This window comes from Rhizobium sp. AC27/96 (assembly GCF_001692325.1).
Lineage (GTDB): Bacteria > Pseudomonadota > Alphaproteobacteria > Rhizobiales > Rhizobiaceae > Rhizobium.
Genome location: NZ_LXKN01000001.1, coordinates 962,135 through 979,259 on the forward strand (window position 1 = coordinate 962,135; position 17,125 = coordinate 979,259).

The window sequence follows — 17,125 nt, forward strand, 5'->3', positions numbered from 1 at the left end:
ATCGGCTATTTTGCGACTTCCTTCTGCAGGGCAATCGCACCAGGCGGGGCGTTCACCTTGCCCTCGTGGATCATGAAGGCGAAAACGTCACGCGGTTCCGCTTTCACCTTGCGGCTCTGATCGATCAGCGGCAGGTCATCTGGAACCTCGCCCTTGGCCCATGTTTTCAGGCGATCGGCCCAGGCCTTCAGATCCTTCGGCGGATAGCAGGTCTCGATATCATCCGACCCCTTCTGCAGGCGGGCATAGACGAAATCGGCGGTGACATCCGCAATCATCGGATATTCGAAATGCTCGGCGCAGACTGGCGCGATATTGTACTTCGCCAGCAGCGCAACGAATTCCGGCACCTTGAAGGAATCGTGCCGGACTTCGACGACGTGTTGCAGCGCCAGACCATCCTGCTTTGCCGGCAGCAGCTTCAGAAACGCCTCGAAATCGTCCGGATCGAACTTCTTCGTCGGCGCGAATTGCCAAAGCAGCGGACCAAGGTGATCTCCGAGTTCGCTGATGCCGGACTCCAGGAATTTCTGCATGGATTCGCCGGCCTCGGAAAGAACCCGGCGATTGGTGACGAAGCGTGTAGCCTTTAGCGAGAAGATGAAACCTTCCGGGACATCGGCCGCCCACTTGGCGAAGACCGCAGGCTTCTGGGTGCTGTAATAGGTGCCGTTGACCTCGATCACCTTCAGCTGGCGGCTGGCATAATTCAGTTCATCCTTCTGTTTCAGCGTGTCGGGATAAAAGGTCCCGCGCCACGGCTCAAAAGTCCAACCGCCTATGCCTGTACGGATTTCGCCCGCTTTGGTCATTCTTTCCTCCCTAGCCGTTCAGTCGGGTGAAGCTCACTCCGCCGCTGCAACTTTCTTCATTGGCCGACGCTCCAGCAATTCCTTCAGGAAATGCCCGGTATAGGAGCGCTTCTCCTTGACGATGGTTTCCGGCGTGCCGATCGCCACGATCTCCCCGCCGCCATCGCCGCCTTCCGGACCGAAATCGAGGATCCAGTCGGCTGTCTTGATCACTTCGAGATTGTGCTCGATGACCACGACCGAATTGCCCTGGTTGACCAGCTCGTGCAGCATTTCCAGAAGCTTGGCGACATCATGGAAATGCAGCCCGGTTGTCGGTTCGTCGAGAATGTAGAGCGTGCGGCCCGTCGATCGCTTCGACAGTTCCTTGGCTAGCTTGACGCGCTGCGCCTCGCCACCCGAAAGCGTGTTGGCCTGCTGTCCGACCTTGATATAGCCGAGGCCGACGTCCTTCAGGCTCTGCAGCTTGTCACGCACGGCGGGAACGGCCGCAAAGAAATCGACACCTTCCTCGACCGTCATGTCGAGCACATCGGCAATCGACTTGGTCTTGAAGGTGACGTTCAGCGTTTCCCTGTTGTAGCGCTTGCCGTGGCAGACGTCGCAGGTGACGTAAACGTCAGGCAGGAAGTGCATCTCGATCTTGATGACGCCGTCGCCCTGGCAGGCTTCGCAGCGGCCACCCTTGACGTTGAAGGAGAAGCGACCCGGCTGATAACCGCGCGCCTTGGCCTCCGGCAATCCGGCGAACCAGTCGCGGATCGGCGTGAAGGCGCCGGTATAGGTCGCCGGGTTCGACCGCGGCGTGCGGCCGATCGGCGACTGATCGATGTCGATCACCTTGTCGATATGTTCGAAGCCGTCGATGCGATCATGATCGGCCGGGATTTCACGCGCGCCCATGACGCGCCGCGCAGCCGACTTGTAAAGCGTCTCGATCAGGAAGGTGGACTTGCCGCCGCCCGAAACACCCGTGACCGCGGTGAAGACACCGAGCGGAATGGAGGCCGTGACATCCTTGAGGTTGTTGCCCCTTGCGCCGACGACCTTGATTTCCTTGCCCTTCTTGGGCTTGCGACGCTCTTCGGGAACGGGCACGCCAAGTTCGCCGGAGAGATATTTTCCCGTCAGCGATTTCGGGTTCGCCATGATGTCCTGCGGTGTGCCATGCGCAATGACCTGGCCGCCATGCACGCCGGCGGCGGGACCGATATCGACCACGTCGTCCGCCGTCAGGATCGCATCCTCGTCATGCTCGACCACGATAACCGTATTGCCGATATCGCGCAGGTGCTTCAACGTCTCCAGAAGGCGGGCATTGTCACGCTGATGCAGGCCGATCGACGGCTCGTCGAGTACGTAGAGCACGCCCGTCAGACCTGAGCCGATCTGCGATGCCAGCCGGATGCGCTGGCTTTCGCCGCCGGAAAGCGTGCCTGAATTACGCGACAGGCTCAGATATTCGAGGCCGACATCGTTCAGAAAGCGCAGGCGATCACGGATCTCCTTCAGGATTCGCACGGCAATTTCGTTCTGCTTGTCGGTAAAAGTCTCCGGCAGCTCGTTGAACCAGTCGCGGGCGACACGGATCGACATTTCCGCTACCTGACTGATGTGCAGCTTGTTGATCTTGACCGCGAGGGCTTCCGGCTTCAGGCGATAGCCATTGCAGGCCGGGCAGGGGGCCGCCGACATGTAGCGCTCGATCTCTTCACGCGCCCAGGCGGAATCGGTTTCTTTCCAGCGGCGCTCTAGGTTCGGCACGATGCCTTCGAAATTCTTGTGCGTCGTGTAGGAACGCGCGCCATCGGCATAATGGAATTCGATCTTGTCTTCCGTGCCGTTCAGAATGACGTCTTGCGCCTTTTCCGAAAGCTCGTTCCAGCGGCTGCCGAGCTTGAAGCCGTAATGCTTGCCGAGCGCTTCGAGCGTCTGATTGTAATAGGGCGAACTGGACTTGGCCCACGGGGCAATCGCACCGTCGCGCAAAGTGCGCTCCGGCTCTGGCACGATCAGATCGGGGTCAATCTTCTGCTGGGAGCCGAGGCCGTCGCAAGACGGACAGGCGCCGAAGGGATTGTTGAACGAGAACAGTCGCGGCTCGATTTCCGGAATGGTGAAGCCGGAGACCGGGCAGGCGAATTTCTCCGAAAACAGCACGCGTTCGTGCGTCTCGTTCAGCGACTTGTTGGCCGAGCCGCCGGCAGCGGTTTCCTCTGGTGGCAAAGGCTTGTCGGCGAATTCGGCAACGGCCAGGCCATCGGCAAGGCGCAGCGATGTTTCGAAGCTGTCGGCCAGGCGAGATGCCATGTCGGGGCGGACGACGATGCGGTCGACCACCACGTCGATATCGTGCTTGTATTTCTTGTCTAGCGCCGGCACGTCGGTGATCTCGTAGAACTGCCCGTCGACCTTGACGCGCTGGAAGCCCTTTTTCATGAGCTCCGCCAGTTCCTTCTTGTATTCGCCCTTACGTCCGCGTACGAGCGGTGCCAGAATATAGAGCCTGGTGCCTTCCTCATAGGCGAGCACGCGGTCCACCATCTGGCTCACCGTCTGGCTCTCGATCGGCAGGCCGGTAACAGGCGAATAAGGCACGCCGACGCGGGCAAACAGCAGACGCATATAGTCGTAGATTTCTGTGACCGTGCCGACCGTCGAGCGCGGATTGCGCGAGGTCGTCTTCTGCTCGATCGAAATAGCCGGCGACAGACCGTCGATCTGGTCGACATCCGGCTTCTGCATCATTTCGAGGAACTGGCGGGCATAGGCCGACAGGCTCTCGACATAACGGCGCTGTCCCTCGGCATAGATGGTGTCGAACGCCAGCGACGACTTGCCCGAGCCCGAAAGCCCGGTCATGACGATCAGCTTGTTGCGCGGCAGGTCAAGGTCGATGCCCTTGAGATTGTGCTCGCGGGCACCACGTATGGAAATAGTCTTCAGTTCGCTCATCGTCTTACGCTTATCCCTTGGAGTATGCCCTTATTTAGTGATGCCAAGCCGTGAGTCGAGGCTGAAAAGAAGGACAGGACCAGGTTTTCGATTCCGTTGACAGGATCATAAAGACAAATTAGAACAAAGAAAGAACAAAATTGCCTTTGGACATTTCTTTGTGGATGAAGAGCCCTCGGGCGGTGCTTGGGTGACACCTGAGGACAGCAATGGTCTAAGGTGTGCGGATGAAATTTAAGAGCCGTCGATGGGCGGCAAGTAGGGTGGTGTCATGGCCGGTAGTGTGAACAAGGTAATTCTGATTGGAAATCTCGGGGCGGATCCGGAAATTCGCCGCACGCAGGACGGCCGCCCGATCGCCAACCTCAACATCGCGACATCGGAAACCTGGCGCGACCGCAATTCCGGCGAGCGCAAGGAAAAGACGGAATGGCACCGCGTCGTCATCTTCAATGAAGGTCTCTGCAAGGTTGCTGAGCAGTATCTGAAGAAGGGCGCCAAGGTCTATATCGAAGGCGCGCTGCAGACCCGCAAGTGGCAGGATCAGAACGGTCAGGATAAGTATTCGACCGAAATCGTGCTGCAGGGCTTCAATTCGACGCTGACCATGCTGGACGGTCGCGGTGAAGGCGGCGGCGGTGGCTCCTTCGAGGGCGGCGGTCGCGGCGGACGCAGCGGCGGTGGCGACTTTGGCGGCGGCGATTACGGTGGCGACGATTACGGCCAGCCATCGTCGCAGGGCTCCTCCCGTGGCGGAAGCGGCAATCGCGGTGGCGGCAGCCCGACAGGCGGCGGCGGAAACTTCTCGCGCGATCTGGACGACGATATTCCGTTCTGATCGAGTTGATCGTATTGAATGCAAAGACCCGCCTCTTGGCGGGTTTTTTGTATCGATCACCCTCTCTTTTGGCGCGCTTATTGAGCGGCTGAACTGTCAGGGTGGCTATTGCCGGTAGGCTCGTTTAGCTGCTTCAGGATGGCTTCAAAGCTACGAATGGCGTGGGTGACGTTTTTCTCACTGAGAATATGTACCCGTGCAATCTCATCACTCAGGTAAGTAAACAAGATTTTCTTCTGCAGATCATCCTCAGTGACGATACTCAGTGAAACATATTCGCAATCCTTGCTGTCGCTGAGGTATTCAGTCTTCAAAAACGTATATCCATACTTTTTGAAGACGAATCTTATTATCGTTTTAAGCATCCAAAGCTCCGCGAGTGCCATCCGTCTTGGACTGTCTATTTCGCCAATCAGCTCTTCATAGGCAGGCCTTTTTCATGGCAGCTTCAGCGCTGCCCGCGCACCGTCGATGACGAATTGCGCGGCGAGTGCGGCGAGGATCACGCCGAGCAACCGTGTCAGAATGGCTCTGCCGGTTGCTCCGAGCATGCGGTCGAGCCTGTCCGAAACGGCAAGTGCTGCGAAGACCACGATGAGATTGACGGCGATGACGCCGATCAGCTGCGCCCGGTCGAGCATGGTCTGCAGCGAGCCCGCGAGCAGGATCGTGGCGGAGATCGCGCCGGGGCCGGCAATCAGCGGCAAGGCGAGGGGAAAGACCGCGATATTGCGGATATGATCCTTGGTTATCGCAACCTCGGTCGTCTTTTCCTTTCTGTCCTGCCGCCGCTCGAACACCATCTCGAAGGCGATCCAGAACAGCAGCAGGCCGCCCGCGATGCGGAAGGCGCCGATGGAGATGCCGAGAACGCCCAGCACACTCGCGCCGAACAGGGCGAAGGCGGCCAGGATGAAGAAGGCGATGAGCGAGCCGCGCAGCGCCACCTGCTTGCGTTCGGCGCGGTTCATGCCGACGGTGAGGCCGATGAATAGCGGCGCAAGGCCAGGTGCATCGACGGTCACAAGCAGCGTCGTAAAGGCATTGATCAGCGTGTCTGCGCTCGCCATATGATCCCCGGCAACGGTTCTTTGTCGTTGTTATGACCCATTGTTATGCGACGAATAGACTTTCGCAAAGCGCAATGCAGCGCTATAGGCAGGTTGCGCCACGGAAATGTTCGATTTCATGGCTTAAAGGGGCAAAAGCCTGTTCAAAAACATCGGGCTAAATTGGCGCTCGCCGAGCCTTTCCGCTATAAATTTCACAGTGATTCTAAAAGAGATCGTGATCTGTTTTGACTGAGCAAACACCATCCGGCGGCGGGAAGCTCCCGCCAGGCATAGAGCCGATTTCCATCATGGAGGAAATGCAGCGGTCGTATCTCGGTTACGCCATGAGCGTGATCGTCAGCCGCGCGCTTCCCGATGTCCGCGATGGTCTCAAGCCCGTCCACCGGCGCATCCTCTATGCAGCGCATGAAAGCGGTTATCACTGGAACCGCAAATACGTGAAGTCGGCCCGTCCGGTCGCCGACGTCATGGGTAAATACCATCCGCACGGCGACGCCTCGATCTATGACGCCTTGGTCCGCATGGCGCAGCACTGGTCGCTTCGCGTGCCGCTCATCGACGGGCAGGGGAACTTCGGCTCAATCGACGGCGATCCGCCGGCGGCGATGCGTTATACCGAATCGCGCCTGACGAAAGTCGCCCACGAGCTTCTCGAGGATATCGACAAGGAAACTGTCGATTTCCAGGAAAACTACGACGCGACCATGGAAGAACCCAAGGTTCTGCCGGCGCGCTTCCCCAACCTGCTCGTCAACGGCTCGGGCGGCATCGCCGTGGGCATGGCGACGAATATCCCGCCGCACAATCTCTCGGAAGTGGTCGATGGCTGTATCGCCCTGATCGATAATCCCGCGATCGAGCTGCCTGAAATCATGGAAATTATCCCCGGTCCGGATTTCCCGACGGGCGCCAAGATACTCGGCCGCGCCGGCATCCGCTCCGCCTACGAGACCGGTCGCGGCTCCGTCGTCATGCGCGGCGTTGCCACGATCGAGCCGATGCGCGGCGATCGCGAGCAGATCATCATCACCGAAATTCCCTTCCAGGTGAACAAGGCGTCGATGATCGAGAAGATGGCCGAGCTGGTGCGCGACAAGCGCATCGAGGGCATCTCCGATCTGCGTGACGAATCCGACCGTCAAGGCTATCGCGTCGTCGTCGAACTGAAGCGTGATGCCAATGCCGACGTCATTCTGAACCAGCTTTATCGCTATACGCCGCTGCAGACCTCTTTCGGCTGCAACATGCTGGCGCTGAATGGCGGCAAGCCTGAGCAGATGAACCTGCTGGACATGCTGCGCGCCTTCGTGGTCTTCCGTGAAGAGGTGATCAGCCGTCGCACGAAGTACCTGCTGCGCAAGGCTCGCGATCGCGCGCATGTGTTGGTCGGTCTTGCAATCGCCGTCGCCAACATCGACGAAGTCATCCGCGTTATTCGCGGCGCTCCGGATCCGCAGTCGGCGCGCGAAGAGCTGATGACCCGCCGCTGGCCGGCCGCAGATGTTGAATCCCTTATCCGGCTAATCGATGACCCGCGCCACCGCATCAACGACGACGGCACGTACAACCTTTCGGAAGAACAGGCGCGTGCCATCCTCGAACTGCGTCTGGCACGTCTGACCGCTCTCGGCCGCGACGAAATCGACGAAGAGCTCAATCAGATCGGCGTCGAAATCAAGGATTACCTCGATATTCTCTCATCGCGTGTCCGTATCCAAGCCATTGTAAAGAATGAGCTTATCGCTGTTCGCGACGAGTTCGGGACGCCGCGCCGCACCGAGATCGTTGATGGCGGTCTGGAGATGGACGACGAGGACTTGATTGCCCGCGAGGACATGGTCGTCACCGTTTCGCATCTCGGCTACATCAAGCGCGTGCCGCTGACGACCTACCGTGCTCAGCGCCGAGGCGGCAAGGGCCGCTCCGGCATGACGACGCGTGACGAAGATTTCGTTACCCGGCTATTCGTATTGAATACGCATACGCCGGTTCTCTTCTTCTCCTCGCGCGGTATCGTCTACAAGGAGAAGGTCTGGCGCTTGCCAATCGGCACGCCGACGTCGCGCGGCAAGGCATTGATCAATATGCTGCCCCTGGAGCCAGGTGAGCGCATTACGACCATCATGCCACTGCCCGAGGACGAGGATACCTGGGACAATCTCGACGTCATGTTCACGACAACGCGCGGTACCGTACGCCGCAACAAGTTGTCGGACTTCATTCAGGTCAACCGTAACGGCAAGATCGCCATGAAGCTCGAAGAGGAGGGTGATGAAATCCTCTCCGTCGAGACCTGCACCGAGCAGGACGACGTGCTGATGACGACGGCGCTTGGCCAGTGCATCCGTTTCTCCGTTTCGGATGTACGCGTCTTTGCCGGCCGCAACTCGATCGGCGTTCGCGGCATCAATCTCGCAGCCGGCGACCGTATTATTTCCATGACGATCGTTCGCCATGTGGATGCCGAGCCCTGGGAGCGTGCTGCTTATCTGAAGCGGTCGGTTCTCGATCGCCGAACGGCGACGGGCGAGGAAGAGGAAATCGCGCTGGTCGGCGAGGAAGTCACCGAAGAGGGACAGCTCAGCGACGAGCGCTACGAAGAACTGAAGGCACTGGAGCAATTCGTGCTCACGGTATCGGAAAAGGGCTTCGGCAAGCGCTCCTCCTCTTACGATTTCCGTATCTCCGGCCGTGGCGGCAAGGGTATCCGCGCTACCGACACGTCGAAGACGGGCGAAATCGGCGAACTCGTCGCCGCCTTCCCGGTCGAGGATGGCGATCAGATCATGCTCGTGTCCGATGGCGGCCAGTTGATCCGCGTTCCCGTCGGCGGCATCCGCATCGCCAGCCGCGCCACCAAGGGTGTGACCATCTTCTCCACAGCGAAGGACGAAAAGGTTGTTTCCGTGGAGCGCATCAGCGAGCCGGAAGGCGAAGATGATGCAGGCGCCGAGGATGAAGCCGTCAATGGTGAGTCCACTGAGGCCGGCAGTGATGTCGATGGCGCGAGCGAGGAATAGGGCTCGCAGCGCACCACGCTGAAGCGAAGGCGGGCGAAAGCCCGCCGCAGTTAGAAAAATCGCCCGGGTCTGCCATGAAAAGCAGGCCCGGGCGATTTCTTTTGGATCGATACCCAGATTGACCCGCGAGCTGGAATTTCCGAGATGCCGGCCGTGCTACTCAGCCTGCCTGTTGATCGAAGAAAAAGGCGGCAAAACCTCCAGGCTTCCCCGGTCCAATTGCGCCAACACCTCGTCGTAACCGAAGCGGCCGCGCCATCCCAGAGCGCCATGTGCCGACGTCGAAGCATAGATACGGTCGATCGTTTGCGGCAGAGACCATCTTCGGCGGTCGAATTCTGCGGCAAGTGTCGGAGCACGCAATCTGATGACGGAGGCCGCATCAGTCGCCAGAGCTTCACAATCCTCTGGCTTGAAGGGCGTTTCGGTCGAAACGATATGCCGTTGAAAGTGATCGCCGGCATTCGTCAGGGCGGCCGCATGGGCATCGGCGACATCGCGGATATCGATACCACGATGCAGGCGATAGGCAGTCATTGCATCGGCAGGTTCCGGGAAACTACGAGACATGCGTAAAACGCGTATCTGCAAATCTGAACAGGCTATGTCCTCCAGGATCCGCTCAGCCCCCAGTTTCGTGCGGTGATAGATGCTTTTCGGCTGCGGCGCGGTATTCTCGTCGATCCATCGGCACTGCCCGGAAACGACTGCATGGCCATAGAGCGCCGTGGTGCTGGTAAATACCAGCCGCTTGATGCCGGCGGCGAGAGCGGCCTCGGCTAGAAGGCGCGTTCCTTCGACATTGATGCGCTGGAATTCATCGTCCGATATGGTCCCGACATGGGGAGCGTGCAGTGCTGCGCAATGAACGATCGCATCGGCATCGGCCAGAGCGTCCTCCAATAATCCCGTGTCGGTAAAATCGCCGATAAGATGCGTCGTCGAGAATGGCGAGCGATCGACGCCGACGAGCGTGTGGCTCGTCGCCAAGGCATTGAAGATGGCGCGGCCGAGCCGCCCGGAGCTGCCGGTTAGGACAATGCGCATCTCATTACCTCGACGAAACTGAACATCCCCATCGCGATTGAGGCGATAGCCTCGCTTTATGTCGCAAAACCAGTTGCTTGCGGCAACTCGAATATATCCGGAAAAGCCGAAAAATGATGTTGGCACTCCGGAAACGAAAAAACCGGACGCTTGGGGCGTCCGGTTAAAAGTCCAGCCGAGCTCTTGGTGGGGAGAAGTGCTCGGTACGCGGAGGTCAGAGCGTCTTGTGACGCTTATGCAGCCTTTTGCTCTCTTCGCTTTCGCGGTGGAGCGCCAAAATGGTGGATGCGACTGAGACAACAAACATGATGCTGATGAAAAGCGTAAGCAGCGTCAAAATCGTGAACATGATCGCTCCCCTCCTTGGTGGGACTAGCGTTCAGATCCCTTAGTACTGGCTCGAGACAACGTAGGGACGAGCCGAAGCAAAGGGACCATAGACCTTCGACTGGTCGGTTTTCTGATCGTAAAGCGCGATGGTAGCTGCCAGCATTCCCGTAATCATGGTCATCCAAACAGCGTTAATGAGGGTGATCTTACCGGGCATGCTCATCTTCCTTCTTGCCGCAACGTGCAATCTGAGTTCGGTGGTTAAACGCAGCGGTTCGCAAATGGTTCCGCCGATGTTGAGGGGTATCTAGCAATGCGCTCCTGAAGCCATCTTGAATGCCTTGTTCATCTGGCGTTCAGATTCGCGATGCGTTTTGCGCATGGCAATGGCGATTTCTTGAGCAGAATTCATGCTTTTGGCCGTTTCTGTGGCCGCGGTCCATTCGATCTCGTAGTTGTCGGCGAGAAGATGAACGAGGTATTCCACGAAAAATGAACCGATGACGGCGCCTGCAATAATGAAGACCAGCATGGCATGACATTCCTTGAGCCTGATATCGACAAGCCGTTGAGAGAGGCCCGTTTCGATGTTGGTGCCAGTAAAGCATTCTCGATCTGAAACAGGCTTGAACATCGCGTTCATCTACGGTTCAGAGGCGGCGCATGGGTTGCAAATGACTTGCGATGCGGCCCCATCCGTGACAAAAGGCGTCGAAACAACGAGCCGGCTTGGTATGACGACAGCCTTTTATCCCGGATCTTTCGACCCGATGACCAACGGACATCTGGATGTCCTCGTGCAGGCGCTGAATGTTGCCTCCAAGGTCATCGTCGCGATCGGTATTCACCCCGGCAAGAAGCCGCTTTTTTCGTTTGAAGAGCGGGCGGAATTGATCCGCAGATCGCTCGGCGAAGCATTGCCTCAAAAGGTGGCCGACATTTCCGTCGTGGCTTTCGACAATCTGGTGGTCGACGCAGCGCGCGCGCATGGCGCCACCTTGCTGGTCCGTGGCCTGCGCGATGGCACGGATCTCGACTATGAAATGCAGATGGCCGGTATGAACAGGCAGATGGCGCCGGATATTCAGACGCTGTTTCTGCCTGCCGGCACTGCCTCGCGGCCCATAACCGCCACATTGGTGCGGCAGATCGCATCCATGGGCGGCAATGTCAGCGCCTTCGTACCGCCGGCGGTCCTCGAAGCCCTGACTGGCAAACTCAAAGATGCGGCTGGCGCCAAGAGCTGAGCCGAAATCCATTTTCGAACGGAGCACCCATGAAACTCTTTCATATCGCATTGGCAGGCTTTTTGGGCCTTGCCGCCCTTGCAGGCAGCGCATTCTCGGCCGCAGCTGCCGATCTTCTGACGATCCAGCTCAAGGACGGCCCCGTGGTCATCCAGTTGATGCCCGAAGTTGCTCCCAAGCACGTCGCGCAGATCGAAGCGCTGGCGAAGAAGGGTGCCTATGACAACGTCGTCTTCCATCGCGTCATCGATGGCTTCATGGCACAGACCGGCGACGTCCAGTACGGCAACACCACCAAGGGCTATGATGCGAACAAGGCCGGCACCGGCGGTTCCGATTTGCCTAACCTGCCTGCAGAATTCTCCAAGGTTCCGTTCACGCGCGGTGTTGTCGGCATGGCGCGCGCCCAGGATCCGAATTCCGCCAACTCGCAGTTTTTCATCATGTTCGCCGATGGCGCCTTCCTGAATGGCCAGTACACGGTTGTCGGCAAGGTCATCTCCGGCATGGAACTCGTCGACAAGATCAAGCGCGGCGAAGGCCAGAACGGCGAAGTGAGCAACCCGGACAAGATGGTCAAGGTCACCGTCACCAAGAAGTAATGTCACGGGCATGATCCCAAAAAGTGCCACGCGGTTTTTGGACAAGATCATGCGCAATCAAAACACAGAAAGAGGAAACGAACATGGCTGAGATCAAGGATCCAGAAAACACCCTCATCCTGGAAACCACCAAGGGCCAGGTTGTCATTCAGCTTCTGCCGCAGGTCGCTCCGGAGCATGTTGCCCGCATCAAGGAACTTGCCCGCGAAAAGGCCTACGACAATGTCGTCTTCCATCGCGTCATCGATGGCTTCATGGCTCAGACCGGCGATGTCGAGCATGGCAAGGTCGGCGGCAACACCGCGCGTGCCGGCACGGGCGGCTCGTCCAAGCCGGACCTGAAGGCTGAATTTTCCGCCACCTCGCATACGCGCGGCACCTGCTCGATGGCCCGTTCGCAGAACCCGAACTCGGCCAACTCGCAGTTCTTCATCTGCTTCACCGATGCGCCTTGGCTGAACAAGCAGTATTCCGTCTGGGGTCAGGTGATCAGCGGCATGGACAATGTCGACAAGATCAAGCGCGGCGAGCCGGTGAAGGATCCGGATTCGATCGTATCCGCGCGGGTTGCCGCCGACGTCTGATCGTGATTATTCCTGAAACCCGCCTCTTGCGCCTCGGGCGTGGGGGCGGGTTTCGCTTTGCCTGGATGAGTTGAATGCGTGTTGACCTTTTCGATTTCGATCTGCCGGATGAGCGTATTGCGCTTCGGCCCGCCGAGCCGCGCGATAGCGCGCGCCTGCTCGTTGTCGATCCGAATGCCGGCGATAACACGCTGAGTGATCATCTGATCCGGGATCTGCCGTCCTTTCTGCGACCCGGCGATGCCATGGTCTTCAACGATACCAAGGTGATCCCGGCGCAATTGGAAGGTATTCGCCATCGTGAGGGTGCACCCGGCCAGCAGGTATCGGCGACCTTGCATATGCGCGTTGCGCCTGATCGCTGGAAAGCCTTTGCCAAACCCGGCAAGCGCATCAAGATCGGCGATCGCATCCAGTTCGGCCATGGCGAGAATGTCTGCGCGCTCGGCACACTCGACGCCACCGTAGAGGAGAAGGGCGACGGCGGCGAGATTACGCTGCTGTTTGATCTGTCCGGCCCGGCGCTGGATGAGGCGATCGCCACCGTGGGGCATATTCCTTTGCCGCCCTATATCGCTGCCAAGCGTCCGGAGGACGAGCGTGATCGTGCCGACTATCAGACCATCTATGCCCGCGAAGAGGGCGCCGTCGCCGCGCCGACGGCCGGCCTGCATTTCACGCCATCGCTGTTTGCCGCGCTCGATGCCATGGGCGTCGAACGCCACTTCGTGACGCTGCATGTCGGCGCCGGCACCTTCCTGCCAGTCAAGGCCGACGATACCGACGACCACAAAATGCATTTCGAGATCGGCTATGTGGATGCTTCGACGGCCGCAAAGCTGAATGCCGTGAAGGCGAGGGGTGGCCGTATTCTCTGCGTCGGCACGACGTCGCTGCGGCTGATCGAAAGTGCTGCCGCCGACGATGGCACCATCCAGCCCTGGCAAGGCGCCACCGGTATTTTCATCACACCTGGCTACCGCTTCAAGGCTGTCGACATGCTGATGACCAATTTTCACCTGCCGCGCTCGACCCTCTTCATGCTCGTATCGGCCTTTGCCGGCCTCGATACGATGCGCGCGGCCTATACCCATGCTATCGAGACGGGCTATCGCTTCTATTCCTACGGCGATGGCAGCCTTCTCCACCGGAAAGACTAGGACGAGATGAGCGAGAGCTTTCAGTTTCAATTGAAGAAGACCAATGGCGGTGCTCGTCTTGGCGAAGTCTCCATGCCGCGCGGCACGATCCGCACGCCGGCCTTCATGCCCGTCGGCACGGTCGGTACGGTCAAGGCGATGTATCTCGATCAGGTACGCGAGAGCGGCGCCGACATCATCCTCGGCAATACCTATCACCTGATGCTGCGTCCGGGCGCCGAACGTGTCGCCCGTCTTGGCGGCCTGCACGAACTGATCCGCTGGCCGCATCCGATCCTGACCGATTCCGGCGGCTTCCAGGTGATGTCGCTTTCCGGGCTGCGCAAGCTCGATGAGCAGGGCGTCACCTTCAAGTCGCATGTCGATGGCAGCCTGCATCATATGTCGCCCGAACGTTCGATCGAGATCCAGGGTCTGCTTGGCTCCGATATCCAGATGCAGCTCGACGAATGCGTGGCTTTGCCATCGACTCCCAAAGAGATCGAGCGCGCCATGGAAATGTCCCTGCGCTGGGCGGATCGCTGCAAGGTGGCCTTCGGTGATCAGCCGGGCAAGGCGATGTTCGGCATCGTTCAGGGCGGCGATATCCCCGAGCTACGTGTTCGCTCCGCGCAGGCCCTGAGTGGACTGGACCTGAAGGGCTATGCCGTCGGCGGTCTTGCTGTCGGTGAGCCTCAAGAGGTCATGCTGCGCATGCTCGAGATCACGCTGCCCGAGCTGCCGACACAAAAGCCGCGCTACCTGATGGGCGTCGGCACGCCGGACGATATCCTGAAGTCTGTGGCGCGTGGTATCGACATGTTCGATTGCGTCATGCCGACCCGCTCAGGCCGTCACGGGCTGGCCTTCACCCGCCGCGGCAAGGTCAATATCCGCAATGCGCGTCACGCCGAGGATATGCGCCCGCTCGACGACCAGTCCAGTTGCCCGGCCTCGCGCGACTATTCCCGCGCCTATCTGCACCACCTCGTCCGCGCCAACGAGGCGCTTGGCGGCATGCTGCTCTCCTGGCACAATCTTGCCTATTATCAGGAACTGATGCAGGGCATCCGCAAGGCGATCGCCGAGGATCGTTTCACCGATTTCATGGCTGAGACGCAGGAAAACTGGGCGAGGGGTGATCTCGAGCCGGTGTAATCCGGCTACAAGCAGGGCCTCGATCCACACTCTTGCTCCTATCGCAATTTCGCGCTAATCGAAGCTCGTCGAAAAAGGCAGGGTCGGATCGGTAAGCCCGACCCCTTCCATGCGGAAGATCTGCTCCTCGCCTCTGGCGTGAGAACCCACGACGCGGAACTTGGCCATTGTGGTTAAGTGTCCCGCGTTGGCGTGGGTCGTTTCGACCGACATGTCTCCGCGGGAATGCCTCTTGGAGCTGTCATGCGATTGAACCATCTAGATCTTCACGTTCCCGATGTCGCCGCGACCCGGGATTTTCTCGTCTCCGTTTTTGGCCTGACCGAGGTCGAAACGCGCGGGGCGAACGGCCTTGCGATTCTACGCGACGATGCGGGTCTTGAGCTTGTCATCAGCCGGCCGATCGAGAAATTCGGCGGGGCCGATAGCGTATCCGTTGGCCATAACACCTACCATATCGGCTTTATGCAGCCCTCTCGCGAGGCGGTGGATGTGCTCTATGAACGAGCAAAATCGGCCGGTTGCGAGATCTGGCAGCCGCCTGCCGCCATACGCGGAGGGTGGCTGTTCTATTGTTTTGCGCCGGGGCGAATCCTCATCGAGGTAGGTTGGCGGATGGAGCTCGCTTGCGTGGTAAATCATTTATTATCAATTGATTGCTAACCTTAACCAACGTTATTTCGAGCCGGTCGACGCGCGTATGCCAGTTTGCATTCGCTGCTTCGGCTGCGCTCGCGATATAGCTTTGTGACAAGAAAGCTTTGGGAAAAGTAACGAATCGGAATAAACGGTCCATCCGCCATTGATAAGCTTCACTGGCTAAATTGATTGCGTGACGCTTGGAATTTTAAATAAATCCGGCTACAACGCTTTCTCTTGATCGATAAGGGCTGTTCTATTGAAACTAGGAGGCACCTGCCGTTGAGGGCGCAACGCAAGTTTGGGGCATGTCTTTCAGGGCTATTGGTCGTTGGTCTGGCAGCAACTGGCTGTACGACGACGCAGAAGACATCCCCCGCTCCACGCACTGCCACGAAGCCTATTCGTGGTGCGAAAGTGACGTATAATTACACCGCGAAGGACAAGGAATGTCTCGAACGCGCGATGTATTTCGAGTCAGAGCGTTCTGATCCGAGCGGCTATATGGCCGTTGGCACGGTTGTGATGAACAGGTTGACCTCCGGCGCCTATCCGCCGACGATCTGTGGCGTTGTATCCCAGGAAAAGCAGTTCGCTCCAGGCGTGATGTCCAAGGAGGTCAAGGATCAGGCGAAGCCGGATCTTGAAAATGCTGCTTCTGCGATCTTGCGCGGCGAACGGCATCCCCAGGTGAAGGACGCCATGTTCTTTCATACCGAGGGCCTCAGGTTCCCATACGACAATATGCACTATGTCGCCTATGCCGGCGGAAATGCTTTCTACGAAAAGCGCGGCCGTGATGGCGAATTGCAGACGCCTGCGCCGCTTCCGGCCTACGAGGTTGCGATGAACTACGTGCCGGGACAAGGCATGTCGGCAACGCAGTCGCCATTCACGCTACCGGAAACGCAGCCTGCCGTGCCGCAAGTGTCTGCTGTTGCCGCCTTTACGCCGGTCTCCAATCCGACTGTCGTAATGCCTGAAACGACAACTCCGATTCCGACGGCCACTTACATCCCCGCAGCCGTTCCCATTCCCACGCCGGCTCCGACGTTTATTTCCACACCTCTCTCGGATGAAAATGCCGCCGCGGCGCCGGCTCCGATTTCAACGGTCGTCATTCCGCAGCCACGCCCCGAACTCGAGGGCACCAGTCTGTCCGCCAAATCACCTAGAATTCGAGGCTGATAGGGATTGCCACCTCATTTCGACGGCGCGCAGCAGACGCGCCGTCTCCAGGCACTCAGATGCCTTCACTGGTGGTATTTTTAAGGATCTGCACGCCATTGATCTTGTAGCTACCGTCGGGCTGGCGGGTTATCTGATAGATAGCCGTCCAGTCCTTGCCGTCTGTGCCGGTGATCAGCACTTCCTGATAGACGACGGCGCCATTGTCGATGGCGCGGCTTTTCCCGAAAGCATAGTTGCCGGGGTGGTAAACCGGCTGGTAGGCCTTCTTCACCATGGCAAAGAAGGTATCCTTGTCGGGAAACATCGCCTTGATACCGGGCGCCGCGAAAGAATAGGCGGCAGTGGCATCATTGTGCAGGAACGCACCTATCTGATCCTGGATCAGGGTCTGGGCTGTTTGCACCGGGTCTTCCGCGCGTACCGTCGACGCGAAGAGAAGGCAGAGCATGGCGGCGATGGGAAATGCACGCATGGGCGATCTCCGGCTATA

General features: G+C 58.8%; 16 protein-coding genes. 9 read left to right on the forward strand and 7 right to left on the reverse strand.

The genetic code is table 11. The features are described from left to right. Window positions 1-5: 5 nt before the first annotated feature. Both A6U86_RS04775 and uvrA read right to left on the reverse strand, forming a co-directional pair. The gene (locus tag A6U86_RS04775) at window positions 6-812 is read right to left on the reverse strand and encodes a DUF72 domain-containing protein (RefSeq protein ID WP_068386590.1); all 807 of its coding nucleotides are present in this window, start codon (window positions 810-812) and stop codon (window positions 6-8) included. Between the two features lie 33 nt (window positions 813-845). Further along, complete coding sequence (gene uvrA, locus A6U86_RS04780; protein WP_068386592.1) at window positions 846-3,767, reverse strand: excinuclease ABC subunit UvrA; 2,922 nt, start codon at window positions 3,765-3,767, stop codon at window positions 846-848. Window positions 3,768-4,038: 271 nt separating this feature from the next. On the opposite strand from uvrA, the gene A6U86_RS04785 reads away from it, so the two are divergent. After that, window positions 4,039-4,605 (forward strand): single-stranded DNA-binding protein, encoded by a 567-nt coding sequence (locus A6U86_RS04785; protein ID WP_068386595.1) that lies wholly within the window; start codon window positions 4,039-4,041, stop codon window positions 4,603-4,605. A gap of 77 nt (window positions 4,606-4,682) precedes the next feature. On the opposite strand, the gene A6U86_RS04790 is transcribed toward A6U86_RS04785, so the two are convergent. Both A6U86_RS04790 and A6U86_RS04795 read right to left on the reverse strand, forming a co-directional pair. Continuing rightward, complete coding sequence (locus tag A6U86_RS04790) at window positions 4,683-4,919, reverse strand: hypothetical protein (RefSeq protein ID WP_141683624.1); 237 nt, start codon at window positions 4,917-4,919, stop codon at window positions 4,683-4,685. Between the two features lie 123 nt (window positions 4,920-5,042). Beyond that, window positions 5,043-5,675 carry a MarC family protein gene (locus A6U86_RS04795; RefSeq protein ID WP_068386600.1) on the reverse strand — a complete coding sequence of 211 codons (633 nt, stop codon included), beginning with the start codon at window positions 5,673-5,675 and terminating at the stop codon, window positions 5,043-5,045. A gap of 227 nt (window positions 5,676-5,902) precedes the next feature. On the opposite strand from A6U86_RS04795, the gene gyrA reads away from it, so the two are divergent. Next, window positions 5,903-8,698: a DNA gyrase subunit A gene (gyrA, locus tag A6U86_RS04800; RefSeq protein WP_068386602.1), complete on the forward strand. Its 2,796-nt coding sequence runs from the start codon at window positions 5,903-5,905 to the stop codon at window positions 8,696-8,698. A 156-nt stretch (window positions 8,699-8,854) separates the two neighbouring features. On the opposite strand, the gene A6U86_RS04805 is transcribed toward gyrA, so the two are convergent. Continuing rightward, a complete protein-coding gene (locus A6U86_RS04805; RefSeq protein ID WP_068386605.1) occupies window positions 8,855-9,745 on the reverse strand; it encodes an NAD(P)-dependent oxidoreductase in 891 nt (296 codons plus the stop codon). Between the two features lie 637 nt (window positions 9,746-10,382). Beyond that, the gene (locus tag A6U86_RS04810; RefSeq protein WP_244509826.1) at window positions 10,383-10,718 is read right to left on the reverse strand and encodes a hypothetical protein; all 336 of its coding nucleotides are present in this window, start codon (window positions 10,716-10,718) and stop codon (window positions 10,383-10,385) included. Window positions 10,719-10,809: 91 nt separating this feature from the next. Here A6U86_RS04810 and coaD point away from each other — a divergent pair, with 91 nt between their 5' ends. The 7 genes from coaD to A6U86_RS04845 all read left to right on the forward strand — a co-directional run bounded on the left by coaD (window position 10,810) and on the right by A6U86_RS04845 (window position 16,632). Further along, window positions 10,810-11,322, forward strand: a complete 513-nt coding sequence (gene coaD, locus A6U86_RS04815) for a pantetheine-phosphate adenylyltransferase (RefSeq protein WP_068387908.1) — start codon at window positions 10,810-10,812, stop codon at window positions 11,320-11,322. A gap of 29 nt (window positions 11,323-11,351) precedes the next feature. Further along, window positions 11,352-11,924 (forward strand): peptidylprolyl isomerase, encoded by a 573-nt coding sequence (locus A6U86_RS04820; protein WP_068386608.1) that lies wholly within the window; start codon window positions 11,352-11,354, stop codon window positions 11,922-11,924. 83 nt (window positions 11,925-12,007) lie between these two features. Continuing rightward, window positions 12,008-12,508 (forward strand): peptidylprolyl isomerase, encoded by a 501-nt coding sequence (locus tag A6U86_RS04825; protein WP_068386614.1) that lies wholly within the window; start codon window positions 12,008-12,010, stop codon window positions 12,506-12,508. A gap of 74 nt (window positions 12,509-12,582) precedes the next feature. Next, window positions 12,583-13,668 carry a tRNA preQ1(34) S-adenosylmethionine ribosyltransferase-isomerase QueA gene (queA, locus tag A6U86_RS04830; RefSeq protein WP_068386616.1) on the forward strand — a complete coding sequence of 362 codons (1,086 nt, stop codon included), beginning with the start codon at window positions 12,583-12,585 and terminating at the stop codon, window positions 13,666-13,668. 6 nt (window positions 13,669-13,674) lie between these two features. Then, entirely contained in the window at window positions 13,675-14,805 is a 1,131-nt protein-coding gene (gene tgt / locus A6U86_RS04835; protein WP_068386619.1) for a tRNA guanosine(34) transglycosylase Tgt, read from the forward strand. Between the two features lie 243 nt (window positions 14,806-15,048). Further along, window positions 15,049-15,468, forward strand: coding sequence for a VOC family protein (locus A6U86_RS04840; RefSeq protein ID WP_068386622.1), 420 nt, complete (start codon window positions 15,049-15,051; stop codon window positions 15,466-15,468). A 258-nt stretch (window positions 15,469-15,726) separates the two neighbouring features. Further along, a complete protein-coding gene (locus A6U86_RS04845) occupies window positions 15,727-16,632 on the forward strand; it encodes a cell wall hydrolase (RefSeq protein WP_068386625.1) in 906 nt (301 codons plus the stop codon). A gap of 55 nt (window positions 16,633-16,687) precedes the next feature. Here A6U86_RS04845 and A6U86_RS04850 read toward each other — a convergent pair whose 3' ends face one another. Beyond that, a complete protein-coding gene (locus tag A6U86_RS04850; RefSeq protein WP_068386629.1) occupies window positions 16,688-17,107 on the reverse strand; it encodes a DUF4864 domain-containing protein in 420 nt (139 codons plus the stop codon). Window positions 17,108-17,125: the final 18 nt, after the last annotated feature.

Coding starts and splice junctions, on each gene's coding strand:
- uvrA (WP_068386592.1), bottom strand. CDS start 3,767: ATGAGCGAACTGAAGACTATTTCCATACGTGGTGCCCGCGAGCACAAT.
- A6U86_RS04820 (WP_068386608.1), top strand. CDS start 11,352: ATGAAACTCTTTCATATCGCATTGGCAGGCTTTTTGGGCCTTGCCGCC.
- A6U86_RS04795 (WP_068386600.1), bottom strand. CDS start 5,675: ATGGCGAGCGCAGACACGCTGATCAATGCCTTTACGACGCTGCTTGTG.
- A6U86_RS04810 (WP_244509826.1), bottom strand. CDS start 10,718: ATGAACGCGATGTTCAAGCCTGTTTCAGATCGAGAATGCTTTACTGGC.
- A6U86_RS04825 (WP_068386614.1), top strand. CDS start 12,008: ATGGCTGAGATCAAGGATCCAGAAAACACCCTCATCCTGGAAACCACC.
- A6U86_RS04850 (WP_068386629.1), bottom strand. CDS start 17,107: ATGCGTGCATTTCCCATCGCCGCCATGCTCTGCCTTCTCTTCGCGTCG.
- A6U86_RS04805 (WP_068386605.1), bottom strand. CDS start 9,745: ATGCGCATTGTCCTAACCGGCAGCTCCGGGCGGCTCGGCCGCGCCATC.
- tgt (WP_068386619.1), top strand. CDS start 13,675: ATGAGCGAGAGCTTTCAGTTTCAATTGAAGAAGACCAATGGCGGTGCT.
- A6U86_RS04785 (WP_068386595.1), top strand. CDS start 4,039: ATGGCCGGTAGTGTGAACAAGGTAATTCTGATTGGAAATCTCGGGGCG.
- A6U86_RS04775 (WP_068386590.1), bottom strand. CDS start 812: ATGACCAAAGCGGGCGAAATCCGTACAGGCATAGGCGGTTGGACTTTT.
- coaD (WP_068387908.1), top strand. CDS start 10,810: ATGACGACAGCCTTTTATCCCGGATCTTTCGACCCGATGACCAACGGA.
- A6U86_RS04840 (WP_068386622.1), top strand. CDS start 15,049: ATGCGATTGAACCATCTAGATCTTCACGTTCCCGATGTCGCCGCGACC.
- queA (WP_068386616.1), top strand. CDS start 12,583: ATGCGTGTTGACCTTTTCGATTTCGATCTGCCGGATGAGCGTATTGCG.